A 20,545-nucleotide genomic window follows, 5' to 3' on the forward strand; every position below is an offset into this window, starting at 1 on the left:
TGTTTTAACTGGGGTTTATTGTCACATCCCCATTCCAGTCAGTGTCAAATGTACAAGCAGCGCGCCACCTAACACCTAGGCCATTTGGATTCTTTTCTTCGAACCCGAGAACCAGCCTAACATTACCATTCTGAGCCTTATGATAACTTGAGTCTGACAATGTATGGAAATCCAGACCACGTGAAGCTCCTAGTTTAGTACTCACTAGATCCTTGCACTTTTCGATTGCGTCAGATCTTCCAATCGACCTGTCTGAGTTGGAGCGAATCGCCCCACTTCCAACTAGCTCTGAACTTTTTACCTCAAATCGCTCACCGTTCTGGCAATCCACCAAAAACTTCAAATTATCAAGAGAGCTTTCCCTGCGCATGAACAGAACACTCACCACGTGCTTACATTTCTTGGCCACCATGGTGGCTACTTCATTTTTTTCTCTATTAACGCGAGGAATATGATCTTTAAACTTGCCATAAGTCGGATCGGCCGGATCGCTCCCGATCACTATTGAATTGTCCTGATAGTCAGCAAGAATCCAGTCGTCGATGATCCCAGCGGCTTCGGCGGCACTCTTGGGCTCGGGATCTCCTGCTCCACAGCCCGCAAGTATCAACAGAGCCCCAGCACAAATCCATTCACGCATAACTTCCACCCCTTCAAAAATACGAAGGGTATCAAAATCAGCGCGCTAATCACTGCGCCTTTCTCCCAGTCAGCGCCGCCCTCAGCTTATCAGCAACGCTCGAAGCACCTGGCTTCTCCTTCGCGCCCTGCTGCTTACCTGAGCCGAAGGGATTGGTCATGCGCGCCCACTCCACTCGTGCATCCATCGCCAAGAACAGTTCGGGAAGTGGCGTGCTCCACGCCACATCCGGCGCCCAGCCAAGCCAGCCCACGGCGACCGAATACATCCGGTCGACGTAGCTGCCATCCTCTACGGCGCTGACTCCTTCGGCTCTTGCGGCTTTCCCGGCTCACCGCCGCGTGGGTTGTAGAGCGCTCCCAGGAACTTGGTGGCGGCAAGCGTGAGGTCAGAAACACCATGCTGCCAAACCTCTTCGGTCAGCAGATTGATATCCTCGCCCTCGATCCCAGCTCCCGCTGCGATCACGAGCGCCACTGCATCTACGCTGACCGCGTGCAGGCCATGCGAAGCCGCACGCAGGCCGCCGAAACGGCTCTCGATGAAGCGTACGGCCTTGAGGGTCGGCTTCAACACCAGAGTGCGCTCACCAACCTCGACCTCAACGGTACCGTGCAACGTCTTGCTCATGGCGATTCCCTATTAGGCTGCGGGCGCCGGCACCAGCTCCAGAATGTCGGAGTTGATGCCGATGGTGATGTTACGGCGCACGACGTTGTCAGCCGCACCTGGTGCGACGGTGTTGTTCATCACCTTGCCGCGCATGTAGAACGTGGTGGGGTTGATCACCGGGGTAGCGGTAGGATCGCCGTCGTTGAGGGTGATCTTGATGTTGTAGTCGCCCTTGCTGCGGTCCTTGTGGGCAGTCTTCACCGCATTCTGGCCCCCGTCGCCGTTGTCGAGGCCCACGGTCAGGGTTAGGTCACCAGCGTCGGCAGTGCCCTTGTACTTGCGCACGCGACCATCCTTGAGCGACGTGAAGGTCACGCTGCTGAAGGTGTCGCCGAACTGGCCCAGGTCTTCGATCTCGCCCACGTCGGCGTAGGTGTCAGCCTTGTACTCGGTTTCGGTGTCGGCACCGGTCTTGCCGCCAATGCCCAGGCGGCAGCCGGCGGCTGTGTTCAGGTTGTCTTCGGCCATGGGGGTTCCTCCAAAGGCACATTGGATAAAGCCGCAGGGCGGCCGGTAGGTAAATCAGTGGGTGGTGATCACGCGGACGGTGATCGAGCCCTGGTACGTGGTGCCATCAGCATCGCGCTGGGCGTCGGCCTGGAGCACGCGCACAGACACCGCACGCCCGTGCTCAAGCACCAGCCGGCGCTCGTCGAGGGCGGCAATGATCTTGCCGTTGATGCACTTGACCTCTGCCTGGCCAACGGCATCAGACCAGACAGACAGGTAGATCAGGCGCTGCTCGCGCTTGCGACCGGCGATGGGGCTGATGTTGGTCGAGACCTCGCGATCGATGGACACATAGGGCATCGGGGTGTTGATGCCGGCCCCATCCAGCACAGGACAATCGACCTCGGCACGCAGACGGGCGAACAGCGCTTCCTGCAGCGCAAGGGATGGATCAGCCATTGCCGGCCCCCAGGCTCGCCTTGCGCAGCGTGCGCCGAATCGCTGTCTCGATATCCGCCATCACATACTCCCTGTTCACGTCCATCGAAGGGCGCAGCCACGGATGGGCAGGCCTGGCCGGAATATCTGGGTACTTCCCGAAGAAGTTCCGCCCATCAGACTTGTTCTTGGTGTCGCGCTGACGAATCGAGTTTCGACGCCCGCGCAGTTGTGACTTGTCGCGGTTGTTGGTGTGCACCCCGCCAACGGCATTTCGGTCGGCCCGCTGATACAGGGTGCCGGAGTACCCCTTGGTCCCGTACTCGATGAAGCGCAGGTAGTAGAAGCGGCGATTGTCCCGCTTGCCGCGTATACCGATCTGCGCGTCCAGACCGCTGGGTGAAACGTAGACCCTCAATGCGGAGGCGGCAGCGCCGGTGTCCTTGGGGATCAGCTGTTGCTGGGTGGCCAGGATGCGCCCCGCCGCCTGTTCCATGGCAGGCTTCAGCTCGTTGTCCATCGTCTTGTTGATGTTGCGCAACGTGCGGCGCAGCTTGAAATCACCAAGCAGCTTGGATCGACGGGCCATCGCCTACTCCTTGGCCGGGGCGGCCTTCGGCTTCTCGGCTTTCTCGGTGACCGCTTCGGCGTAGCCGCGGGCAATCAGGCCCTCGGCGTACTCCTTGGCCACCTCAAACTCTTCGCCCTTCTCTCGATCACCAGAGGCGCCCGAGAGACGGCCCAGTGCACGAATTTTCATTGGGTGTACCTCATGGGTTGGGGACTGATGAGCACAACAGGCGCAGCATGTCCCGTTCGTTGTTGAGCAACGCGGCCTCGACCTTGTAGGTGACGCCGGTGCGCTTTTCAGTGATTCGCCAGCCAGCAGCGATATCCTTGCGGGGCCGAATGCGGATCTCGGCAGTGACCGTGGCCTGCAACTGCTCGGCGACTGGCGTGACCCTGCCGGTTGGCAACGTGACTTCGGCCCAGATCTCGCCAACAGGTGGCCAGGTCACGGTGAAGCCACCCGACTTGTTCTGCTCGCGCACCGGACTGGCCAAGATGCAGCGATGACGCAAAGGACCAGCCCTCATCACACACCCATCCGGATGCGGTGCGGCATCAGTAGGTGCTGGGAAGCCAGCGGCAGCTCGGAGGCCGAGCCCGTTGTTACGACCTCCTCTCGATTGGCGTACAGGTGGCCAAGCTTCAGCAAACACGCTGCCTGGATAGACGGGGTCACCACCATCCCATAGGCCACAGCGTCTGCGCTGTCGTAGGCATCCGCCAGCGCCTCGCGGGCGTGGTCGAGTAGCCGAAAACGCAGTGTTTGATCTTGCTCTGCCTCGGCGGCGCTCACTGCAGCAGCATTTGCCGCCTTGGCCTGCTGCATCAAGGCCTGGACGGTGCCCTTAGCCTGCTCGAGTGATGCCTGGTCGAAGTAGAAGCGGCGATTGAGGAATTTCATCGCCGATTCTTCAGCCGCGTCGAGTTGCGACTGCACCAGCACCTGGTCATCGGGGTCAGCCCGTAGGTGCTCCATGGCGAGGTCGATGGCAATCACAGACATGGCTTACTCCTTGGCCTGCGTCTCGACGCCAGCGATCAGCCGCTCAGCTTCCGCATTGGCTTCTTCCTGTTTACCGGAGAACTCGCCGACCTGATTGCCCTCGGCGTCAACCACGATCCACTTGCCGCCGCCCTTGTGTTTCGCCTTGAAGTCGGCGCCTGGCAGGACAGTCGGCAAGGTGAAGGAATCCAGGCTGGTGGTGGTCAGCACGCCAGCGCCGGCGGCATCTTCCTGCGAGATGGTCACCACCACCTCACGTTCGGATTCGTCCAGCTCGGCATAGCCCTTCTGGATCAGCTGGCGACCATGCTGCTCGATAGTCTCGAATGGCGCGCCCTCCGCCAGCGTTTGGCCGCCCAGGTACAGAGGTTTCAGGGTTTTCAGTTTCATGAATGCCTCCAGGGGCCGCCGCTCGGGCGGCCCTCGCTAAGGGTTACGGAGTGACCGGCGCGTTGAAGTCACCGAAGATGAACGCTTCCGGACACTTCACCGCCAAGGCCGCACGCTCCTCACAGCGGATCGAGATCAGGTTCTTCTCGAAGTCGTCGGCGTTCTCGGTCGAGATGACCACGTTGGCGTCTTCACGGTCGAACAGCTGAGCCCCGGTCTGGAATGCACCGGTCAGGAACTTGCCCATGAATGCGGCGACCTCGGTGGCCACCACCGGCAGACCCCACAGCACGGGGCCAGCCAGTCCCAGCGGGTTGGCAAGGATGTAGCGGCCCAGCGTGTCTTTGGTCAGCTCGATCTTCGCCCAGTCCATGAAATGCAGGACATGGCCAGAGGCTGGCAGACGCGCAAGCTGTGCCTGCAACATCGCCAAACGCAGGTCATCGATACCCGACCGCTTCTCCACCTCGAAGGCCGGGACATACTTCGACGCCTGCGGGACGATGCCGTGCAGGTGGACGCCGGTGCCGTCACCGAACAGGATCTCCTGCTCTTCGACGTACTTGAGGCCGTAGCGCATTTCAACGTCGATGGTGGAACCCAGTTGGGCGAAGTCGTCCAAGATCTGCTTGGAGGCCTTGAACATGTGGGCAATGGTCGACACCGCGGTGAGCTTCGACGCGAACTCGATGCTCGAATACGGCTTGGCGGTTCCCTCGGCCACGACTTTGGCGGCGTTGGTGAAACCGGTCTGCTGCACCCAGAAGATGGCCGGCGCAGTGGTTCGACCCGGGGCGATCAGGTCGCGGATGAACAGGCGTTGCTTCGGCGCGGTGTCGATACCGGGCAGTCGCTGAGGCTCGACGATACCGGCCGGAACGTCGGTGGACAGCAAGGCGGCGCTGACCGGAATGTTGACGCGCTTGCCGCCCTCGATGCTGGCCGCGAACTGCTTCAGCGCTTCGCTTTTGATCACGACGCCGCCGAGGCTATCCTGGGCTTGCGGGGTGCCAGGCGAGGGCAGGCGCGCGAATTCCTGCTCGAGCTCGCCCAGCTGGGCTTTCAGTTGCTTCTCGGCCTCGGTCAGGCTGTTGAACTTGGTGGCCATCTCATCGACGGCGGCTTTGGTTTCTTCGGACAGGCTGCCGGCCTTCTTGGCCTCGGCCAGCGCGTTTTCGGCCTGGCGGCTGAAATCGCTGGTGGCCTGCTTGAGCTCGGCGGAAACCTGCTTCAGCAGGTCAGCGGTGTTGTCTGCCATGGGATGTTCTCCGGTTACTTGAGGGCTGCTGCCGAGAACCGCGACATTGCGGCCTGTAGATCGGCAAAGTGGGTGGCCAGGTCGGCCTGGTTGTCGGCAGCGCTGCGCGTACCGGAGGGGGCAGCGCCAGGCGTACCACCCTTGAGTTCTTGAATAAGGGAGCGCCGCTCGGAGCGCGGCATGCCCTGTTTGGCCAGAATCGCGTCCAGTCGACGAGCTGCGATCTGGTGCGGCGCCTTGGCCTGCGGGTCTTCCTGCGCTGCGTCCGATGGAAGAAGGCCGTCAGCGAAGCCCGCTTCTACAGCACCGCTTCCGCCCATCCAGGTCTCGACGTCCATGAGGGCGCGCATCGCTGCGACCTCATCGCCGGTTCTGACCGAGTAGATGTCGGCCAAGGTGCCGTCGATCTGGTCGAGGAAGTCGGCAACCTCGGTGAAGTCGTTTCGATCACCAGCAGCGATGGTCCAGGCGTTGTGGATCATCATGAAACCGGCTCGCGCGATCTGGATTTCATCACCGGCCATGGCGATGAACGATGCAGCCGATGCGGCCAGACCAAGCACCTGGACGGTCACCTTGCCCTTGTGCTCGCGCAGCAGGTTGTAGATCGCCAAGCCTTCGAAAACATCGCCGCCTGGGCTGTTGATCTTCACGGTGATGTCTTTGTCGCCAATGCTGCGAAGCGCGGCACTGACACGCTTGGCGGTGACGCCCTCGCCCGTCCACCAGTCCATGCCGATCGGGTCGTACATGGTGATGGTGGTGGAGTCGTCACCGGCTGCCGCCCTGATCGCTGGATTCCAGCGCTCCATGGCCTTTGGCAGTAGGTCTGATTCGACGCGCGCGTGCGGCCGCACCGCCGGCGCTGCCGGTAGTGTCTTAAGGGTCATGGGTTACTCCAGGTCAGGCCGCTTTGAGCAGCGGCATCGATATCAGCGCGTGGGCCATCATGGGTCCGTCTGGGTTTCCAGCTTCCAGAGCCTGGGATGCCAGTTCGACCGCCTTGTCGATGGCCTCTCGGTCATCGTTGTTGCGCGCCGAGACTAGCCTGAGCATGAATGCCGAGGCCGCCGGCGATACCCCTGCTGCCGGCTTACCGAGCTCCTCCAACGGCACGAGTGCGGACTGGACCGTGTAGGTGTCGCCGCCCGGGATCGGCGGATAGTTCTCCAGTCGCCGCACCTCGTTGCGAGACATCCAGCCATTTTGCAGGGCCGTGTTGTACCAGGCTGCTCGACCCGCGTTGTCCGCGCGAAGCAAGCCCTCCACTGCGAACTCGGCATAGTAGTCGTCGGCATCGGCCTCGCCGATCAGACAGCGCGTGATCTCCTGCTCGATGTTGACCAGCAATGGCCGCAGGCTGTTGGTGAGAAAGTGAAGGTTCTGCGCCTCAACCGAGGCCGCCCAGCTGGACTGCTTGTCCATGTGGCCAACCATGAACGGAGGAACGCGGAACCAGCGGCACATCTCCTCGATCCCGAAAGACCTGGACTCCAGCATCTGCGCAGCCTCAGGGTTCATCGTGATGCCCTGGTACTTGAAGCCTGCCTCCGCCACCATGATCTTGCCAGCGTTCTTCGACCCCATGAATGCCTGCATGCTGGCCCGCAGCTGCTCGCGCTGCTGCGGCGTGATCTTGGAATCGCTGCTCAGGATGCCTGATGCCTGCATACCCTGAGCGAACACCTTCGCGGCGGCCTCCTCGATGGCCATGGCCGAGCCGAAGATTTCCCGCCCGGTGGTTACCGGGAGCATCCCACACACCCCATCCAGGCCGAAGCCACGAATGTGCATCAGGTTCTTCTCGGGAATGTCGCGATCTACGCCGTTCTCGGTGTACGTGTACTTCAGGCGCCCGTTGTCCTCACGCTTCACCCTCATGCACTGGGGTAGAAGCGGTACCAGGGCGATGATCCTGCTGCCGATCATCTTCTTCTCGATGAAGGCATTGCCTCGAAGGCAAATGCTCGCCACCACCAGCAGCATGAAGCGCTGCGGGGTCATCTCGGCGTTCGGAACGCGGCATAGCACGCGGAACAGCGGATGGTCTTTGGCGACCTCGCGAGACCCATCAGGGAGGCGCCGGTACAGCTTGAGCGGAAGCGTTGAGACGGACTCTGACAGCAACCTCACGCACGCCCACACCGTGGACAGCTGCATGGCCTTGTCGACCGAAACGTGCTTCCCAGACGCGGAGCTGCCAAACCACTCTTGCCAAAATGCGCCATCCTTCAGTCCGATGGGCACCCCCAGCCAGTTCTGCAGCGCAGCCTTAACCCGGCCCGGTTTCTTTTTGGCCATCAGATTCCTACCATGATCGGGTTATCAAAGAAGCCCTGAAGGTCGCCAGAAGCTTCTGGATTCAGGGCCATCAGGGACACAGCGTCAAACGTCGACATCAGCGGGTCGATCTTTGCCGAGCCGCTGGCCTGCTTCGTGATGGTGATTGCGTTGCCTTGGGGGACGATGCGCGCGTTACCGACGCACCAGTTCATCATCGCGCTGCCGCAGTGAACCAGCTCACCGCCGGCCACCTTCCGCTCTGTGGTCTTGATCGCGCCATTGAGCTTCCAGCCCTGCGAGATCGCCACGATCTGTTCCATGGTGATGCCGCGCTCTTGAGTAGTCAGCTCGTCGACGATGTCACCAATACCGGCCGCATCGACGCCGATAGCCAGCTTCTCGGGCAGCAGACCACGATCCCTGATGTCGCAGATGATGTCAGCGATCTGCTGAACATCGTCACCTGGTCGATCAACAACCGTCAGATCGCCGGCCTTCTCGAAGTCCATCAGCACGCTGGCGATATCCTTCCGCCGCTCAAACACGATGTTGTGCGCCCAAGCGTGAGACCAGTGGAGCCATTGCCGACTGACTGGCTCTCGGCCAAGCACTGTCAGGCCGAGCAAGTCGTCAAGGCCGCCACCGTCGATGCCCACCGTCACAACCTCGGAGCGCTCCAGCAGCCCTTCCAAGCTCAGTCCCGCCTCGGCTGCAGACTCCCAGTGATCAGAGCCTGCCCAGCGATCTGACCGCAGGTCGAGGCCGATCTCGACATTGAGGTGCTTGGCCAGGAAGCCGCGAACAGCGCTCTCGCCCACCGCCTGGGCTTCCTGATACTTCTGCTCGATCACCTCCTGATCGACAGAAAGCCCCCAGTTGGGATTCGTTACATGGGCGTTTGCCAGATCGCGGTGTTCGTTCCGATCAATCATGGCCTTGGGGAATTCATAGATCACTGGCAGGAAACGCCGGTCTTCGATTTCGCCGTCGCGCACTTTCCGCGCGTAGTGCAATTTGTCTTTAAAGGCACCAGCCGGCGGCTCATCGGACTGGGTAGTGCAGTAGAAAACGAACCCTTCAGGGCGCGATGCCAGGCCACCGGTAGCCTCGACCAGCATCTTCGCCGACTTGGCCTGCTTGCCGAACTCCCAGAGCTCGTCAATGAACACGCCGGTGGCTTTCTTTCCGGTGACGGTGGCCGAGTCAGCCGCCACTACCTTCAGGTTCGCCTTGTTCAGGTTGTCGGTGACAATCCGGTTGTATTCCTGCACATGGAACCTGGCCTGCAGGTCCTCGTCCGCATCGATCATGTCCCGGATCGGTTTGAATGCGTTATCTGCCGCTTCCTTCGTCGGCGCCAGGATCAGGAACTCACCAGACGGTCGGGTGTTCAAGATCAGCGCCGTCAGCATGATGCCAGCAGCGATCGTCGACTTACCGTTCTTCTTGCTGACCATCAGGAAGTAGTTGGTGATCAGTCGGCGGCCGGCCTCCGCGTCATACGCACCGAACAGCGCGCCAACCAAGTCGAGCACCCAGCTTCGACAGGTCTCTCCCATCAGGGGGCTGCCGTCAGCATCCACCATCCGAAGGTTGCCGAACACATCGAGCGCGTCTTCTGCCTGCTCCGGGAAGATGGGCTCCAGCGGGACAAGCGACTGCCCGCGGACGATCCGGCTTTCCCAGTCAGGGCAAGCGGTTGTCCACTTCTTCATTTGACGGCCTTCAAGTGACGCTCGCGCAGCGCGAAGCGGTTGCCGCTAGCCCCCACCTTCGCTGCATCTTCGAGCTTCTGTTCTTTCTTGCCCATACCGGATTTCTTCCCGTGGAAGTACGGGAGCGCCGACTGGGCGGCATTGCGTCGATCAAAGATCTTGGCTTGAGGGTCGTTCATCAGCGCCAGTAGCCAAACGAGGGGGTCGTCGGTGTTGGGCAGGTCGACCAGATCGCCAGACTCGTCACCCACCGGAGCGGTTTCGACGGCCTCGCGCTCTGGCTCCGGCTTAACATTTCGGGGCGCCTTTAACTTCTCCAGGGCAGCAACAACATCAGGGTCTTTTGCGAGCCGAGAACCTGCCGCCGAAGCGCTGCCCGCCGCGTAGCCTGCAGCCTCCGCCGCTTCGCGATTCGAGGCACCAGCAGCCTTGGATTCGACAAAACGGCGCTTTTTCGATGTTAACGCCATTAACAAAAACCTCTGAAACGGGAAAAAAATTCACACGTGGGGGCAGAGGTGGTCTAGCTACGTGAAGCCACGAACTCTGACCCCACCCCTCCCCCCATGACCGGATTTTTCAATCCAGAGCCCTTCTCATGCTTTTTTTCTTAGAAAAATAAGATTTTTATAACGCTATAAAAATCGATCGGCCTCGCGTTCCTCAGCCTGCTTGACCGAGGAGTGGCAATGGGTGCACAGCGAGACCCAGTTGCTGCGGTCCCAGAAGATCTTCATGTCGCCGCGGTGTGGTGTGCTGTGGTCAACGACAGTCGCTGCAGTCACGCGCCCCTCGCGCTGACAGTAAACGCACAGCGGGTGGGCCTCGAGCCATGCAGCCCGAGCTACTTGCCACTTGTACCCATAGCCACGCTGGGCAGCCGTTCCCTTGGCCGTACGCCATGACTCAGGATTGACCGTAGCCAGCCTTGATGGCTGGGCCTGCAGGGCTGGTTTGAGAGAGGTGAGTCTGCCCATCAGCGCACCTCAACCACGATGGCACGCTCGATCCAGCGCATCCCCCGAGTCATGTCCGGCTCGCGCCCAGTGATGTGGGACATGACCAGGACGCCAGCCAGGTAGTACTTCAACCACCAGCGATGGCGGCAGACGATCGTGGCGTAGACCTTAGCCATGGCCTGTGCTCCTTATCTCTTGTACCAGGTCAGCAGGTAGCACCGCGCATCAGGCGGCACCTCAGCGATGGGCCAGCGCAGGCAGCTCATGTGCTTGCGCTCTGGCCGCGTGCGACTGACCCGGAGGGTCTGCACCAGATAGGCAGATCCGGCAGCCGTAGTGATGAAGTCACCGACCGCAATGCCTTCGGCGCCGTCCACGTAGAGCTTGCAGGATGTGTAAGGCGATCGCGTTCTGGCCATCCTCTGCTCCCTGCGCTACTCGCCGTTCCAGCCCAATAGCTTGAGCTGGTCATCGATTGCGGCAATCTCAGCCCTGAAGTGATCTGCCAGAGGCTCGGTCACCGAGTGCAGAACAGTCTCGTCCTGATAGTCGCTGGTGATGGCCAGTGACAGGCCCTTGCCGCTCAGCACCGTATCCAATCGCCGCTGCACTTGGTCGCGGGTGTAGAACAGGCTGTGTGCGCAGGCAATCTGCTGTCGATTCATCAGTGTCTCCGCGCCACGAAACGGCGCACTGCTATTTTGTGGCGCGGACTACTCTGCCTTTCTGCCCGGCAGCTTGAAGTCGGTCACTCGGTCAGCGATGGCCCGCACCTTATCCACCCCAAGTAGGCCAACCCAGCCGCCGACGAAGGCAGCCATGCTTTGGGGCAGCCCGAAGAACTCGAAGCCGCTGATCATGGTCAGGGTCAGACCTCCGCAGATGGCGCCCTCAACCAACATCTGGCGCCGGGTGCCGCCTCCGTAGGTGATCCGAAGGACTGCCATGGCGCATGAAAGACCGGCCGCGTACAGGAGGGGCGAATGCTGGCTCAACCACGCAAGAGCAATCGCCCAGGTGTCTGGTTTGTCTGGCATGTTGGACATACTCGATACCTCCCTTTCGGGGAGCTGAAACCAAAAAAAGCCCGCGCAAGGCGGGCAATATGAGGAAGTCAGTTGCGGTGCAGCATTCCGCCAGGTTGAAGCTCTTCGCGCAGGATCTGCCGGACCCATTCATTTGGCGAGGGCTCGTCTTGATTTGCGCCTACCCCAATACCAGCAACCACATAGTGGCCCTGGGCGTTGACCTGCATTTTCAGTGCGAACTCGTGCGCTGACACCACGCACTGCGACTCTGGCATAGCGACGGGGCCGGGGCCGATTGAGCCTTCATCAATGAGCGCCTCGCTGATATAGACCTGACCGCCATCAGCCTTGAAAGTCTTTGGCTGTTCAGGCTCTGGCAGCGGCGCGTCTAAGTTGCCAATACGATACCGAACCACTCCGTCGACAATCACAGTAGTGCAACCACCGGCGTGCACTGTCCGAGTGCCGGCCACCTTCGCCTTCTCCAGGCGATCAGCCAGCTCCTCCTCGGTTTCAAGGCGGGAGTAGCTAAGGAACAAGCGAGCATTGAACGACTCATCGCCGTAGCCCGCATCGAACTCTTCGAACTCTGCGGCGTGGCGATACTCTTCCGGAACTCGTTGCAGCTCGACCTGCAAGAACTGGAGCAGGTTGGCGGCGTTCTTGGGCAAGTCGTGCTTGCTCCAGCTGGCCACCTCGACCGACACCATCTGGCGTTCGGGCGCGGCAGAGGCGCTGCCGAAGGCACAAGAATTGATCTCGAAGTCACCTGAAGCCAGATCGAGCTTCCAGCCGGAACCCTTCTTGCCGCATGGCGTTTTGGGCGTGTAGTTGGCGGATTGGATCGAGCAGCGCATTTGCTGACCTCCAGAAACAGAAAGCCCCCGCACTTTGGCGAGGGCTGAAATGAAAAAAGCCCCGACACATTGGCCGAGGCTTTCGGGGTTCGCATTTTCAAAACGCAGAACCGCAATGTGGATAATTAGATTCTCATTTTCTCACCGCGTCAAGCGGCTTCTGCAATGAGGCCCGCTTCGTCGAGGATAACCGCAGCTGAGGCGAAGGCTTTGTCCAGCTCCTGCTTGAGCCACCTCCGAATATCTGACCTCCACCGGTACAGCGTCTTTTCCGGTGTTGGTGAGTCGAGGTTGTCCCAAGTGTGCAGCACCATGAACCCTTCTGGCAGATTGGACACCGCCCAGGCCGTCACGCACTTCTGCCTGAACAGCCAATGTGCCTTGCCAGGTGCCGCCCTGGCCACATACTGGATGGCGAGCGCCCTTTCCTGCTGCAACGACTTGCTGCTGTCGACCTTGTAGAACGCCTCGAGCATGTTCCAGTGCAGCGGCGAAAGCACCCTGTGCAGCAGGGAGCGGGTCATCGCGTCCTGGGTGAGCTGGTCGAAGCGATCCAAGGGGCATGGGTTGTCGCTTTTGCCTGGCTGAGCGCCAGGGGGCTGATATTTGCCCTGCCAGGCCTGGCCCTTGTGCAGCGATATGGCATCAAGAGTCATCGCTCTAACCACGCCATGCTCGGCGTCGCGGTAAACGCTCATGCAGCCCTCCGGATACGGCGAGGTGGTGGGTTGTCATCCAGCCCCAGCAGGTCGCGCAGCAGTCTGTCGGCCAGCTTGCTCTTGGCGTTGCCCTCCGTGACCCAGCGTTTACAGTAATCACCGAACTCGATGTTGACGCGTGTCGCGTGCCAGCTGGCGACCATGTCGAGCAGGCAAGCCATAGCGGCAGCGCCACCCAGTTTCTCTTCGGCCAGATGCTGGCCTGCGATCTTCAGGAACTGGCGTTCGTGCTCCTGGAGGCTCTTGCGCGGCAGTGCCGCAGTTACCTTGCTCATTGTGCGGCACTCCATACGTGCAGAATTTCACCGGGGCACTTGTCGGTGCGCGCCTCGATCGATACAGCCCTTGCCCAAGACCGGTAGGCCTCAGCAGGCGAGCCACCAGCGCCAGCCCATGGATGCGATTCGGCGACACACCACCAGGTCCCATTGCGGCTCGTGATCTTCACCCTGGGCAGGCGGCCGGTGAAGCCGACCTTGTGAGACGCCAGCCAGACCTGGGCAGCGGGCCAGATGATCGCCTGCTCCGGCGCTGAGAACTTCGAAGTATGTCCGCTAGAGCGCTCGCCCAGGCCGTAGTCCTCGTTGGCTACCCACAGCACAAAGCCTGTCGGCAAGTGCTTGAGCGTGTGCCCTTTGTGCTCCCAACCCCAGTCACCTGGATAGTCACGCAGTGAGGCGGCTATTCGCTCTGCCTCAGGGTATTGCTTCGCCTTGACCAGCTGCGCCCATGTCGGAAGCACGGCAGCCCCGTCAGCGACAACGGGCTGATACCCTGCCTGCTCATGCACGGGCGCCAGCACCCGAGCGATCAACTTGAGCAGGTTCACTTGCCCACCCCCGACGCTGCACGCGCCTCAGCAATGCGTACATACCCCATGAACTGGTCGGCCGGGAGTGCTTCCTTGATCACATCGAGGATGACCCGATCCAGGTGCTGCTGGGTTTGGGCCTTGGCATCCTTGCGCAACTGGCCGCAGCGGTACAGCAGGCGGGTGCGGTCATGGTTGATGTGTTTGAGTGCGGCCTTGGCCCGGTGGTACCAGCTGCGGTCGTATGGTCGCCCTTGGGTCGAACTCTCCTGGGCCTGGCTCAGCGCGAGCTCCAAGCGAATCGAGTCAGTGACCAGTCGCTCGTGCAGAGCTTCGCATTCGGCCAAGGTAGCAGGCAGTTCGATTGGCCCGTAGGTGGCACTGCTGGTTACCCTGGTGGTGGGGGAGCGCCCGTTTTCCAGCATGGAATCATGACTGGAGCCCCGTGGTTCCTGGCTTGGGGTGGTGGTGGGCTTTTCGGCGCCAGCGCGCTTGGCCACAGCCACCGTCACGACCGGTGTTGTGGATCTGCCTGCGCCAGAGCGCGGCCCGAAATTAGAAAGATTCATGCTGTGCTCCTTTGGTTCGGTGGCGGCCGGCAAATGTCCTGCCCATTTCGACTTCTTCGTTGCTTGGCTGATACCCGACCAGCTCGGCAAACCTGTGGTAAGCACCTTGGTGCTGAACACGGCAGAATCCGGTCTCCCCGTGGCGGTTTTTGTCCACGATCAGCTCGGTGACGCCTGACTGCCCTTCCTCGGATTCGCTGTCTCGGTGGACCAGCACCACCACGTCAGCGTCGGCTTCGATCTGGCCAGAGTCGCGCAGGTCACTCTTGGTGGGGCGCTTGTTGGCGCGCTGGGTAGGCCCACGGTTCAACTGCGCCAGCACCATCACCGGCACCCCGAGCTCCTTGGCCAAACGCTTGATCGACTTGCTGATGTCGGTGACCTGCTCGTAGCGGCTGGCCGACTTGCTCTCTCCGTTGACCAGGCCGATATAGTCCAGCGTGACAGAGCCCAGGCCGTGCTCGCGCTTAACCGTGCGGCAGATCTGCCGGATATCTCGCATCGTCAGGGAGGCATCGTCGCAGAAGATCAGGGGCGCCCCGTTCAGCCGGCTGACCGCAGAAGTCAGGCCCGGCCAATCGCTGTCCGCCATCGAGTGCCCTTCGGTGATGTGCTTGAGCTGAACGCTACCAACCGACGCCAACGAGCGGTTTGTAAGCTCCACATCCGTCATCTCGAGGCTGAACACCAGCGAGGTGGACTTGGCCACAAGCGCCACTCGCTCGGCGATACCCAGGCCCAGGGTCGTTTTGCCGCTACCAGGGGCGCCAGCAATCACCACCATGTGTCCCGGGCAGATACCAGGGATGAACTTGTCGAGAGATGGCAGCCCAGTGTCGAAGCCGAGTACCGCCTCGCGGTTGAACCTACGGTCAACCCCATCGATGGCTTCTGGCAGAATCTCCCCGATGAACCGATAACGCTTGCGCGAATCGATCCCTTCCGCCTCCAGGGAAACCCAGGCCTGCTGGCCCTGCGCCAACACTTCGTCCAGCGGTTCCCCGTCCTTCAGGCGCTCCGTCATGATGTGAGCCGCGGCGATCACGCGGCGAGCCACCGATCGCTGCTTCACGATCCGGGCGTACTCCGCGAAGTTGGCGACGCTCGGGGTGTTGCGGGCGATATGGGCGGCCACGGCCAGCGTGCTGCTCCCGTCCGCCAGGTTCGGACGGGCATCAGAAAGCGTTACCACGTCGATCTGGCGCCCCTTCGACTTGAGCGCCAGCAGCAGCTCGAACAGCTCGGCGCAGTCAGGCTGGTAGAAATCACCGACCTCAAGCTTCACGTCATCGATGAGCGCCGACTGGTGAATCATTGCGCCGATGAGGGCGTGCTCCGCCTCGGGGCTGTGCAGGCGCGATTCGTTCTGCATGCAGTCCAGATAGTCCTGACTAATCATGCGCCACCCCCAACTCGAGCAGAGGCCCAAGTGAAGGGCGCCAGCAGGCCACCATTCTCGCGCAAGCGGTCCATCGCCCGCGGCCCGATGTAGGCCGGCAGTTGCTCGCGGTCCTGATTGCTGACAAGGATTGTTGGGCGGACCAACTGATACCTCCTGTCAATCACCTCGTGCAACAGGCTCGGCATGAAATCCTTGCCTGGGCGCGGCGTGTGCATGCCCACCTCATCGATCACCAGCAGGTCGACAGCAGCCAGCTCGGCCAGCAGGTCGGACTTCGAAGGCCCGGCATTGCTGCGGAAGCTGTCCGTCACGGCCTGCATGATCGCCTCGGCGGTGATGATCAGACCCTTGGCGGCGTGCTCCCGCACGACGTGCTGCAGGATCGCGCATGCCAGGTGGGTTTTACCGTTCCCGACCTCACCCAGCAGCATCAGGGCGCGCCCAGCCCGGTAGTGTTCTTCGAACTCCTCGGCGTAGCGCCGGCAGATAGACTGGGCGCGGACCTTGGCTGATTCAGCATTGGTGATGAAGTTGTCGAACGTGCACCCACGGAAGCGCGGCGTGATGCCAGTGGCAAACAGGTCGCGGTTAAGCTCATCGGCTTCCTTGGCGGCGTATGCAGCATCCCGCACGCTGGTCTCGCACTGGAGGTTCAGGCTCTCCCATTGGCAGCGCGGGCAGCCGGTCTGCTTCCAGTCGCCATCGAACTGCTCGACCCGGGTCACCTTGTATTGGTCATGCCCAGGTACCGGGCAGTCAGCGGTGTAAGAGCCAGTGACCCGTGGCTCCGAGCTGAACTTAGATGAAGTCATCAGGGTACATCTCCTGGTGGTGGGCGGGCACATGCAGCACTGCGCTTGTCTGGGGTTGTTGGTAGGCACCGGCTGCAGGCAGCACCTTCTCCGGAAACAGGCCGGTCCAGCCATTGCTGATGGACTGGTTGATCACGGCATCAGGCGCGTGGTGGCCGGCTAGGGTCTTGGCTTGTTTCGCACAGGTGGTGGCGGTCAGTGGCTTGCGGATCTCTTTGCGGTGCTGGCACCAGTCGGCCCAGGTCTGCTCGCTGACGTTGGCCGGCTTGCAGGTGATTGGGTCGAACTTGGGCGCCTTCTTCTTCGCCGAGGGAGCGTCAGCGACCGTCTGCTCTACTGGTTCATTGACTGGTTCAAAAGAGTGACTGGTTCTGGGGGCAGCTCCCGCCCCACCCCCTGGGTTTTCTGCCGCCCCAGGTGGGTTTTCTGCCGCCCCACCCCCTCGGGCAGCTCCCGCCCCACCACTTAGGGTCAGGTGGAACACATTGGACTGGTTCAACTCGCCATTGCGACGGAACTCCCGGCGTACCAGGCCAGCTTTCTCCAGCTCGCGGATGTGTGTTTTCACTGTCGATCGAGCGATCTCGCACTGGTCGGCAATGTGCTGGTAGGACGGCCAGCACTCGCCTTGGTCGCTCGCGTTGTCCGCCAGCTTGATCAGCACCAGCTTGCGCAGCGGATTGCCGACCTTGGTCTTCATGGCCTTGACCATCAATTCCATACTCATGGGTTCAGATCTCCAACTCAGCGGTGACCCGCTGGACAAACTGGTCGTAGCTCTCGCCCATAGCGAAGCCTTTGTCTTCCATCGCACGCCGCCCAGCCTTGGCTAGCTCGTAGATCGTCCAGCGCTCGCGCTCTGGAAAGCCCTTGAACTGGGTGTAGGTAGGCCAGGGTCCGCTGATGATCGAGGCGCCATCGCGCTGCTGGAGCGCCTGGGGGGGGGTTGGAATCGGGGTCATTGGAGAGTCTCCGAGCTTGGCGCGTTGCCTATCAGGTGCAGATCGGACGGCTCGCCGGGATCAGCAGCAGCCAGGCGCCCAGCCAGAACTGAGAGTGCGCTCATCGCGTCAATCGAGAGAACACGTGCATGCTCAAGGTCGAACAGCTCTGGACCGTTGGCCTGGATATGCTCGCGGAACCTTCTGGCATAGCTGAATCCAGCCCGAGCGAGAGCCGCATCGTCCAGCTGATCGAAGGCTTCGGGCGCATGAGGCTTTAACAGCGCCCAAGACTTGATCGGTATCGCTGGCGAGACCGCCTCCCCTGACTCAAGGAGGCTGCGCCGCTGCTGGTCCAGGTGATCTGACGCGACCTCTTGGACGCCATGACCAGTTCGGCGGCGAAACATCACTGCGAGCGCCATACAGGCCTCAATGAGCCCGACGTGGACCTCGCCATGACGATCCAGCGTGGTACCCTCCTCGATCGCCTCAGCCGCATCGGCGATGACCTCGAAGCACATCAGCTGCAAGGCGGCATCTTCGAACTTGGCGAAGTGCTCCTCGTTGATGACTTCCGCAGGGCCGTCCGGGGCAGGAAACAAATCAGAGACCTTGCTCATTGAGCACGCTCCAGGCGCTGAACGAGTCCGCGCAGCTTGCGTTTCAGCTTGGTGGTCAGCTCTCGTGAATCGAGCCAGCGCTGGAAGGCCGCGTCGGTGAAGCTCAGGACACCCATGAAACGCTCGTCGTCTGGGTCAATGCGCTTGCGTGGCTCGCCTGGGTATGGATGGCCATAGGCGGCAAAGTAGGTCTTGTACAGACCGTTCAGTTCGCGGCGCAGGGCGTTGCGCTTGGTTTCAGCCTGCTGATAGCCCACGGCAGCCTCGGCGATCTGCCCCATGAGTTGTTCGTAGGTCGGTTTCTTGCTCACAGGGGATTCTCCGGGTTGAACTTGGTGTAGAAGAACTTGCCGTCCCAGGTCTTTTTCATGGGCAAGCGGCCTTCCATGTAGAGGTCGTGCAGGCGTTGGGCGCCCTTCTCCAGCATCACCGGGGCATAGCGGATGAACCCCGTCATGCCTTCGCCGCTGACCTTGTAGGGCTTTTCGGTGAGCAGGTGTCTGTCACGCGCCATGGCGTACACGCGATACTTAGGCGAATGGTCCGGGTTGGATTCGGTGTCGTAGATCCACTTGAGTTCGGCCAGGAATGCCAGTACCAACTGGGAGTTCACGCCGTTTAGCCGCTTGGCGAACTGAGGAACGGTCTCGCCAGGCATGAACAGGTTTTCCAAGGCCTCGATCTTTTTGGCCTGCTGCTGGTTCTCCAGCGCCAGCACGGCCTTCTCCTCGGCCAGATCAGCAGCAAGGCGCAGAGCTTCAGGGAGGCTCTGCGGAACAACTGGTCGACCTGCAAGCTGCGCTTCCAATTCTTGCCAGCGATCAACCAGCGCGGCAGTGAACTCTGGGCTGAGCTGGGCGACCACGACGAAGCTGTCACGCTTGTTGACGTGGTAGACGGATTCAGTCCGCGGGCGCCCCAGAGAGTCGGTGAAGTGTTCATCCCCCATTGGGGGTTGGACGATTACGGCGCGCTCTACGAGGCGCTCGATCGACTGCTTCACCTTGTCATGGCGGGAACCAACCAAGTCGGCGATCTCCCTCGACGACATGGTGAGTGCGGCGGTGGTGACCAGGTTCATGCTGCACCTCCAACGATCTCATCAAGCCGGCGCTCAATGTCGTCTGCAGCTTGGGCCGCGATCTGCAACAACAGCGCCATCGGCACGTCGGACAGCAGAACTTCCACGATCAGGTGATAGACGATCTGCACTTTGACCTCAGTGGTCGAAATGCCTGATTCAGTGGCACGGTCGAAGATCAGTTTGAGCACGGTGTCGGCAAGGTCGGTGTTGCCGTTGAGTGACGGAGTCATACCGCACCTCCCACGCCACGTTTTGCAACGGCAGGTTTTTGTGGCGCGACGGGTTGTTGGGCTTCAAGGCTGCGGAGGTTTTCATCCATCTTCCGCGCCCAGTCCTCGGTGTTGCTGGCCCACTCTTCGGCTTGCTGCGCCCCAATACCTGCCAGCCGGCCAGCAGTGTCGTGCTCGGACAGCAACTGACTCACAGCCAGGAACATCGTTTTGAACTCGCCGAGCTTTTCATGGAGAACCAGCAGATCGTCGTAGGCCTCGTTTGCGATGTTTTGAAGGGTTTTCATTGGGCTACCCCCTGAGCGTTCATCATGCCGATGAGGTGGTCTTGCGCATCCTCATCAAGCAGGTGGATGGTTTCGTGCAGGGTGGCTTCATCGGCGCTCGCTAACTGAGGCTGGAAGCCCTGCTGGGCTTCATCCTTGAAACTGTCATTCGCCATAAGCACGTAGCTCAGGCCGCTGATGGCGCGCAGGCGAGCCATAACCTTCTCGCCCAGGTCACTGACGGTGGTGGTCATTGGGACACCTCCGCGCCACGAACTGGGGAGGTTTGGTCTTGTGGCGCGAGAAGTTCAGCTGCGCGGACGGGATCCTCGACAGCTCCGATCAGGGCCTCGACCTGCATGACGAGCGTTCGAATAGCAAACAGCTGACAGCTGAACTCGTCTTCAGCAATGAGGTCGCCGAGGATGATGTTGACCCCAGACAGGATGCTGCCTGCTGCTGCCAGCGTGGTGCTGCAAGACGTTCCAGCTTCGACTTGGTACGAAATGCCGGAGACTACAAAGCGTTGAGCGCGGGTTACGAGAGCCGTCATTGGGCACCGCCTTCCGCATCGTCAGGATTGACTGCGTCGTAATAGGCAGCTTCGTGGAAGGCGTACAGCTCATGGGTACAGCAGGCCAGAGCGCTGAGTAGACCCTCGCGGTCGCGGATTTCCAGTAGCGCACCGAGGTCCGCTGCGTCCTCTAGCAAGACTCGAGCGATGGCTTGGGCGCCATGGGCAGCGCGGAAGCGGTGACGCAGCGCGCTGAGATCTGCTTGCGACAGTTGCGCCAGTGATGGCGCGGTGGTATTTTCGTGTTGCAT

37 protein-coding genes are annotated in these 20,545 nt (G+C 61.0%); all 37 read right to left on the reverse strand.

Annotated elements, in window-relative coordinates; all coding sequences use genetic code 11:
- Positions 1-4 precede the first annotated feature (4 nt).
- Positions 5-640, reverse strand: coding sequence for a hypothetical protein (locus tag V9K84_RS15445; protein WP_176516368.1), 636 nt, complete (start codon positions 638-640; stop codon positions 5-7).
- Positions 641-689: 49 nt separating this feature from the next.
- Positions 690-908 (reverse strand): hypothetical protein, encoded by a 219-nt coding sequence (locus V9K84_RS15450; RefSeq protein ID WP_338791100.1) that lies wholly within the window; start codon positions 906-908, stop codon positions 690-692.
- A 23-nt stretch (positions 909-931) separates the two neighbouring features.
- Positions 932-1,270, reverse strand: coding sequence for a hypothetical protein (locus tag V9K84_RS15455; RefSeq protein ID WP_338791102.1), 339 nt, complete (start codon positions 1,268-1,270; stop codon positions 932-934).
- A 12-nt stretch (positions 1,271-1,282) separates the two neighbouring features.
- Positions 1,283-1,780: a hypothetical protein gene (locus V9K84_RS15460; RefSeq protein WP_338791104.1), complete on the reverse strand. Its 498-nt coding sequence runs from the start codon at positions 1,778-1,780 to the stop codon at positions 1,283-1,285.
- A gap of 54 nt (positions 1,781-1,834) precedes the next feature.
- Positions 1,835-2,221 (reverse strand): DUF3168 domain-containing protein, encoded by a 387-nt coding sequence (locus V9K84_RS15465; protein ID WP_313327016.1) that lies wholly within the window; start codon positions 2,219-2,221, stop codon positions 1,835-1,837.
- Positions 2,214-2,789, reverse strand: a complete 576-nt coding sequence (locus V9K84_RS15470) for an HK97-gp10 family putative phage morphogenesis protein (protein ID WP_338791106.1) — start codon at positions 2,787-2,789, stop codon at positions 2,214-2,216. The genes V9K84_RS15465 and V9K84_RS15470 overlap by 8 nt, the downstream gene beginning before the upstream one ends.
- Before the next feature lie 3 nt (positions 2,790-2,792).
- Positions 2,793-2,960, reverse strand: a complete 168-nt coding sequence (locus tag V9K84_RS15475) for a hypothetical protein (protein ID WP_315403114.1) — start codon at positions 2,958-2,960, stop codon at positions 2,793-2,795.
- A gap of 10 nt (positions 2,961-2,970) precedes the next feature.
- Positions 2,971-3,297 carry a phage head closure protein gene (locus tag V9K84_RS15480; RefSeq protein WP_338791112.1) on the reverse strand — a complete coding sequence of 109 codons (327 nt, stop codon included), beginning with the start codon at positions 3,295-3,297 and terminating at the stop codon, positions 2,971-2,973.
- Entirely contained in the window at positions 3,297-3,773 is a 477-nt protein-coding gene (locus V9K84_RS15485) for a head-tail connector protein (protein WP_338791115.1), read from the reverse strand. Before V9K84_RS15485 ends, V9K84_RS15480 begins: the two co-directional genes overlap by 1 nt.
- A gap of 3 nt (positions 3,774-3,776) precedes the next feature.
- Positions 3,777-4,163, reverse strand: a complete 387-nt coding sequence (locus V9K84_RS15490; RefSeq protein ID WP_338791117.1) for a hypothetical protein — start codon at positions 4,161-4,163, stop codon at positions 3,777-3,779.
- Between the two features lie 43 nt (positions 4,164-4,206).
- On the reverse strand, positions 4,207-5,421 hold the full coding sequence (locus tag V9K84_RS15495; RefSeq protein WP_338791119.1) for a phage major capsid protein: 1,215 nt from the start codon (positions 5,419-5,421) through the stop codon (positions 4,207-4,209).
- 14 nt (positions 5,422-5,435) lie between these two features.
- Entirely contained in the window at positions 5,436-6,311 is an 876-nt protein-coding gene (locus V9K84_RS15500) for a head maturation protease, ClpP-related (protein ID WP_338791121.1), read from the reverse strand.
- A 13-nt stretch (positions 6,312-6,324) separates the two neighbouring features.
- Complete coding sequence (locus V9K84_RS15505) at positions 6,325-7,725, reverse strand: phage portal protein (protein ID WP_338794411.1); 1,401 nt, start codon at positions 7,723-7,725, stop codon at positions 6,325-6,327.
- Positions 7,722-9,419, reverse strand: coding sequence for a terminase large subunit (locus V9K84_RS15510; protein WP_338791123.1), 1,698 nt, complete (start codon positions 9,417-9,419; stop codon positions 7,722-7,724). Before V9K84_RS15510 ends, V9K84_RS15505 begins: the two co-directional genes overlap by 4 nt.
- Positions 9,416-9,889 (reverse strand): terminase small subunit, encoded by a 474-nt coding sequence (locus V9K84_RS15515; RefSeq protein ID WP_338791125.1) that lies wholly within the window; start codon positions 9,887-9,889, stop codon positions 9,416-9,418. The genes V9K84_RS15510 and V9K84_RS15515 overlap by 4 nt, the downstream gene beginning before the upstream one ends.
- 165 nt (positions 9,890-10,054) lie before the next feature.
- Complete coding sequence (locus tag V9K84_RS15520) at positions 10,055-10,396, reverse strand: HNH endonuclease signature motif containing protein (protein ID WP_338791127.1); 342 nt, start codon at positions 10,394-10,396, stop codon at positions 10,055-10,057.
- Positions 10,396-10,554: a hypothetical protein gene (locus V9K84_RS15525; protein WP_338791129.1), complete on the reverse strand. Its 159-nt coding sequence runs from the start codon at positions 10,552-10,554 to the stop codon at positions 10,396-10,398. The genes V9K84_RS15520 and V9K84_RS15525 overlap by 1 nt, the downstream gene beginning before the upstream one ends.
- A 12-nt stretch (positions 10,555-10,566) precedes the next feature.
- Positions 10,567-10,797, reverse strand: coding sequence for a hypothetical protein (locus tag V9K84_RS15530; protein ID WP_338791131.1), 231 nt, complete (start codon positions 10,795-10,797; stop codon positions 10,567-10,569).
- A gap of 15 nt (positions 10,798-10,812) precedes the next feature.
- Positions 10,813-11,043, reverse strand: coding sequence for a hypothetical protein (locus tag V9K84_RS15535; protein WP_338791133.1), 231 nt, complete (start codon positions 11,041-11,043; stop codon positions 10,813-10,815).
- A 48-nt stretch (positions 11,044-11,091) separates the two neighbouring features.
- The gene (locus tag V9K84_RS15540; RefSeq protein WP_229589072.1) at positions 11,092-11,424 is read right to left on the reverse strand and encodes a phage holin, lambda family; all 333 of its coding nucleotides are present in this window, start codon (positions 11,422-11,424) and stop codon (positions 11,092-11,094) included.
- Between the two features lie 68 nt (positions 11,425-11,492).
- A complete protein-coding gene (locus V9K84_RS15545; protein ID WP_338791136.1) occupies positions 11,493-12,263 on the reverse strand; it encodes a hypothetical protein in 771 nt (256 codons plus the stop codon).
- Between the two features lie 149 nt (positions 12,264-12,412).
- Positions 12,413-12,961: a hypothetical protein gene (locus tag V9K84_RS15550; RefSeq protein WP_313326999.1), complete on the reverse strand. Its 549-nt coding sequence runs from the start codon at positions 12,959-12,961 to the stop codon at positions 12,413-12,415.
- Positions 12,958-13,257 carry a hypothetical protein gene (locus V9K84_RS15555; RefSeq protein WP_338791139.1) on the reverse strand — a complete coding sequence of 100 codons (300 nt, stop codon included), beginning with the start codon at positions 13,255-13,257 and terminating at the stop codon, positions 12,958-12,960. Before V9K84_RS15555 ends, V9K84_RS15550 begins: the two co-directional genes overlap by 4 nt.
- Complete coding sequence (locus tag V9K84_RS15560; RefSeq protein ID WP_338791141.1) at positions 13,254-13,811, reverse strand: hypothetical protein; 558 nt, start codon at positions 13,809-13,811, stop codon at positions 13,254-13,256. The genes V9K84_RS15555 and V9K84_RS15560 overlap by 4 nt, the downstream gene beginning before the upstream one ends.
- Positions 13,808-14,362 carry a hypothetical protein gene (locus V9K84_RS15565; protein ID WP_338791143.1) on the reverse strand — a complete coding sequence of 185 codons (555 nt, stop codon included), beginning with the start codon at positions 14,360-14,362 and terminating at the stop codon, positions 13,808-13,810. Before V9K84_RS15565 ends, V9K84_RS15560 begins: the two co-directional genes overlap by 4 nt.
- Positions 14,349-15,761, reverse strand: a complete 1,413-nt coding sequence (locus tag V9K84_RS15570; RefSeq protein WP_338791145.1) for a DnaB-like helicase C-terminal domain-containing protein — start codon at positions 15,759-15,761, stop codon at positions 14,349-14,351. The genes V9K84_RS15565 and V9K84_RS15570 overlap by 14 nt, the downstream gene beginning before the upstream one ends.
- Positions 15,758-16,489: an ATP-binding protein gene (locus V9K84_RS15575; protein ID WP_338791147.1), complete on the reverse strand. Its 732-nt coding sequence runs from the start codon at positions 16,487-16,489 to the stop codon at positions 15,758-15,760. The genes V9K84_RS15570 and V9K84_RS15575 overlap by 4 nt, the downstream gene beginning before the upstream one ends.
- 73 nt (positions 16,490-16,562) lie before the next feature.
- Positions 16,563-17,303: a helix-turn-helix domain-containing protein gene (locus V9K84_RS15580; RefSeq protein WP_338791149.1), complete on the reverse strand. Its 741-nt coding sequence runs from the start codon at positions 17,301-17,303 to the stop codon at positions 16,563-16,565.
- A gap of 4 nt (positions 17,304-17,307) precedes the next feature.
- A complete protein-coding gene (locus V9K84_RS15585) occupies positions 17,308-17,538 on the reverse strand; it encodes a hypothetical protein (protein ID WP_338791151.1) in 231 nt (76 codons plus the stop codon).
- Complete coding sequence (locus V9K84_RS15590; RefSeq protein WP_338791153.1) at positions 17,535-18,140, reverse strand: hypothetical protein; 606 nt, start codon at positions 18,138-18,140, stop codon at positions 17,535-17,537. Before V9K84_RS15590 ends, V9K84_RS15585 begins: the two co-directional genes overlap by 4 nt.
- Positions 18,137-18,451 (reverse strand): hypothetical protein, encoded by a 315-nt coding sequence (locus tag V9K84_RS15595; RefSeq protein WP_338791155.1) that lies wholly within the window; start codon positions 18,449-18,451, stop codon positions 18,137-18,139. The genes V9K84_RS15590 and V9K84_RS15595 overlap by 4 nt, the downstream gene beginning before the upstream one ends.
- Positions 18,448-19,221 carry a Rha family transcriptional regulator gene (locus tag V9K84_RS15600; RefSeq protein ID WP_338791157.1) on the reverse strand — a complete coding sequence of 258 codons (774 nt, stop codon included), beginning with the start codon at positions 19,219-19,221 and terminating at the stop codon, positions 18,448-18,450. The genes V9K84_RS15595 and V9K84_RS15600 overlap by 4 nt, the downstream gene beginning before the upstream one ends.
- Entirely contained in the window at positions 19,218-19,454 is a 237-nt protein-coding gene (locus V9K84_RS15605; protein WP_338791159.1) for a hypothetical protein, read from the reverse strand. Before V9K84_RS15605 ends, V9K84_RS15600 begins: the two co-directional genes overlap by 4 nt.
- Positions 19,451-19,741, reverse strand: a complete 291-nt coding sequence (locus tag V9K84_RS15610) for a hypothetical protein (RefSeq protein WP_338791161.1) — start codon at positions 19,739-19,741, stop codon at positions 19,451-19,453. The genes V9K84_RS15605 and V9K84_RS15610 overlap by 4 nt, the downstream gene beginning before the upstream one ends.
- Entirely contained in the window at positions 19,738-19,974 is a 237-nt protein-coding gene (locus V9K84_RS15615) for a hypothetical protein (RefSeq protein WP_338791163.1), read from the reverse strand. Before V9K84_RS15615 ends, V9K84_RS15610 begins: the two co-directional genes overlap by 4 nt.
- Positions 19,971-20,273, reverse strand: a complete 303-nt coding sequence (locus V9K84_RS15620; protein ID WP_338791164.1) for a hypothetical protein — start codon at positions 20,271-20,273, stop codon at positions 19,971-19,973. The genes V9K84_RS15615 and V9K84_RS15620 overlap by 4 nt, the downstream gene beginning before the upstream one ends.
- Positions 20,270-20,545, reverse strand: a complete 276-nt coding sequence (locus V9K84_RS15625; protein ID WP_338791166.1) for a hypothetical protein — start codon at positions 20,543-20,545, stop codon at positions 20,270-20,272. Before V9K84_RS15625 ends, V9K84_RS15620 begins: the two co-directional genes overlap by 4 nt.

Origin of the sequence: Pseudomonas sp. AE27, assembly GCF_037113495.1 — a bacterium.
In the GTDB taxonomy this organism is placed as follows: Bacteria; Pseudomonadota; Gammaproteobacteria; order Pseudomonadales; family Pseudomonadaceae; genus Aquipseudomonas; species Aquipseudomonas palmensis.

Excerpts from the sequence above, each read along its gene's own strand:
- V9K84_RS15550 (WP_313326999.1), bottom strand. The coding sequence starts at position 12,961 with ATGAGCGTTTACCGCGACGCCGAGCATGGCGTGGTTAGAGCGATGACT.
- V9K84_RS15500 (WP_338791121.1), bottom strand. The coding sequence starts at position 6,311 with ATGACCCTTAAGACACTACCGGCAGCGCCGGCGGTGCGGCCGCACGCG.
- V9K84_RS15605 (WP_338791159.1), bottom strand. The coding sequence starts at position 19,454 with ATGACTCCGTCACTCAACGGCAACACCGACCTTGCCGACACCGTGCTC.
- V9K84_RS15465 (WP_313327016.1), bottom strand. The coding sequence starts at position 2,221 with ATGGCTGATCCATCCCTTGCGCTGCAGGAAGCGCTGTTCGCCCGTCTG.
- V9K84_RS15510 (WP_338791123.1), bottom strand. The coding sequence starts at position 9,419 with ATGAAGAAGTGGACAACCGCTTGCCCTGACTGGGAAAGCCGGATCGTC.
- V9K84_RS15490 (WP_338791117.1), bottom strand. The coding sequence starts at position 4,163 with ATGAAACTGAAAACCCTGAAACCTCTGTACCTGGGCGGCCAAACGCTG.
- V9K84_RS15455 (WP_338791102.1), bottom strand. The coding sequence starts at position 1,270 with ATGAGCAAGACGTTGCACGGTACCGTTGAGGTCGAGGTTGGTGAGCGC.
- V9K84_RS15530 (WP_338791131.1), bottom strand. The coding sequence starts at position 10,797 with ATGGCCAGAACGCGATCGCCTTACACATCCTGCAAGCTCTACGTGGAC.
- V9K84_RS15620 (WP_338791164.1), bottom strand. The coding sequence starts at position 20,273 with ATGACGGCTCTCGTAACCCGCGCTCAACGCTTTGTAGTCTCCGGCATT.
- V9K84_RS15460 (WP_338791104.1), bottom strand. The coding sequence starts at position 1,780 with ATGGCCGAAGACAACCTGAACACAGCCGCCGGCTGCCGCCTGGGCATT.
- V9K84_RS15590 (WP_338791153.1), bottom strand. The coding sequence starts at position 18,140 with ATGAGCAAGGTCTCTGATTTGTTTCCTGCCCCGGACGGCCCTGCGGAA.
- V9K84_RS15485 (WP_338791115.1), bottom strand. The coding sequence starts at position 3,773 with ATGTCTGTGATTGCCATCGACCTCGCCATGGAGCACCTACGGGCTGAC.
- V9K84_RS15555 (WP_338791139.1), bottom strand. The coding sequence starts at position 13,257 with ATGAGCAAGGTAACTGCGGCACTGCCGCGCAAGAGCCTCCAGGAGCAC.
- V9K84_RS15450 (WP_338791100.1), bottom strand. The coding sequence starts at position 908 with ATGTATTCGGTCGCCGTGGGCTGGCTTGGCTGGGCGCCGGATGTGGCG.
- V9K84_RS15585 (WP_338791151.1), bottom strand. The coding sequence starts at position 17,538 with ATGACCCCGATTCCAACCCCCCCCCAGGCGCTCCAGCAGCGCGATGGC.
- V9K84_RS15515 (WP_338791125.1), bottom strand. The coding sequence starts at position 9,889 with ATGGCGTTAACATCGAAAAAGCGCCGTTTTGTCGAATCCAAGGCTGCT.
- V9K84_RS15495 (WP_338791119.1), bottom strand. The coding sequence starts at position 5,421 with ATGGCAGACAACACCGCTGACCTGCTGAAGCAGGTTTCCGCCGAGCTC.
- V9K84_RS15445 (WP_176516368.1), bottom strand. The coding sequence starts at position 640 with ATGCGTGAATGGATTTGTGCTGGGGCTCTGTTGATACTTGCGGGCTGT.
- V9K84_RS15520 (WP_338791127.1), bottom strand. The coding sequence starts at position 10,396 with ATGGGCAGACTCACCTCTCTCAAACCAGCCCTGCAGGCCCAGCCATCA.
- V9K84_RS15470 (WP_338791106.1), bottom strand. The coding sequence starts at position 2,789 with ATGGCCCGTCGATCCAAGCTGCTTGGTGATTTCAAGCTGCGCCGCACG.
- V9K84_RS15525 (WP_338791129.1), bottom strand. The coding sequence starts at position 10,554 with ATGGCTAAGGTCTACGCCACGATCGTCTGCCGCCATCGCTGGTGGTTG.
- V9K84_RS15540 (WP_229589072.1), bottom strand. The coding sequence starts at position 11,424 with ATGTCCAACATGCCAGACAAACCAGACACCTGGGCGATTGCTCTTGCG.
- V9K84_RS15565 (WP_338791143.1), bottom strand. The coding sequence starts at position 14,362 with ATGAATCTTTCTAATTTCGGGCCGCGCTCTGGCGCAGGCAGATCCACA.
- V9K84_RS15545 (WP_338791136.1), bottom strand. The coding sequence starts at position 12,263 with ATGCGCTGCTCGATCCAATCCGCCAACTACACGCCCAAAACGCCATGC.
- V9K84_RS15475 (WP_315403114.1), bottom strand. The coding sequence starts at position 2,960 with ATGAAAATTCGTGCACTGGGCCGTCTCTCGGGCGCCTCTGGTGATCGA.
- V9K84_RS15480 (WP_338791112.1), bottom strand. The coding sequence starts at position 3,297 with ATGAGGGCTGGTCCTTTGCGTCATCGCTGCATCTTGGCCAGTCCGGTG.
- V9K84_RS15615 (WP_338791163.1), bottom strand. The coding sequence starts at position 19,974 with ATGACCACCACCGTCAGTGACCTGGGCGAGAAGGTTATGGCTCGCCTG.
- V9K84_RS15535 (WP_338791133.1), bottom strand. The coding sequence starts at position 11,043 with ATGAATCGACAGCAGATTGCCTGCGCACACAGCCTGTTCTACACCCGC.
- V9K84_RS15600 (WP_338791157.1), bottom strand. The coding sequence starts at position 19,221 with ATGAACCTGGTCACCACCGCCGCACTCACCATGTCGTCGAGGGAGATC.
- V9K84_RS15580 (WP_338791149.1), bottom strand. The coding sequence starts at position 17,303 with ATGAGTATGGAATTGATGGTCAAGGCCATGAAGACCAAGGTCGGCAAT.
- V9K84_RS15570 (WP_338791145.1), bottom strand. The coding sequence starts at position 15,761 with ATGATTAGTCAGGACTATCTGGACTGCATGCAGAACGAATCGCGCCTG.
- V9K84_RS15625 (WP_338791166.1), bottom strand. The coding sequence starts at position 20,545 with ATGCAACACGAAAATACCACCGCGCCATCACTGGCGCAACTGTCGCAA.
- V9K84_RS15610 (WP_338791161.1), bottom strand. The coding sequence starts at position 19,741 with ATGAAAACCCTTCAAAACATCGCAAACGAGGCCTACGACGATCTGCTG.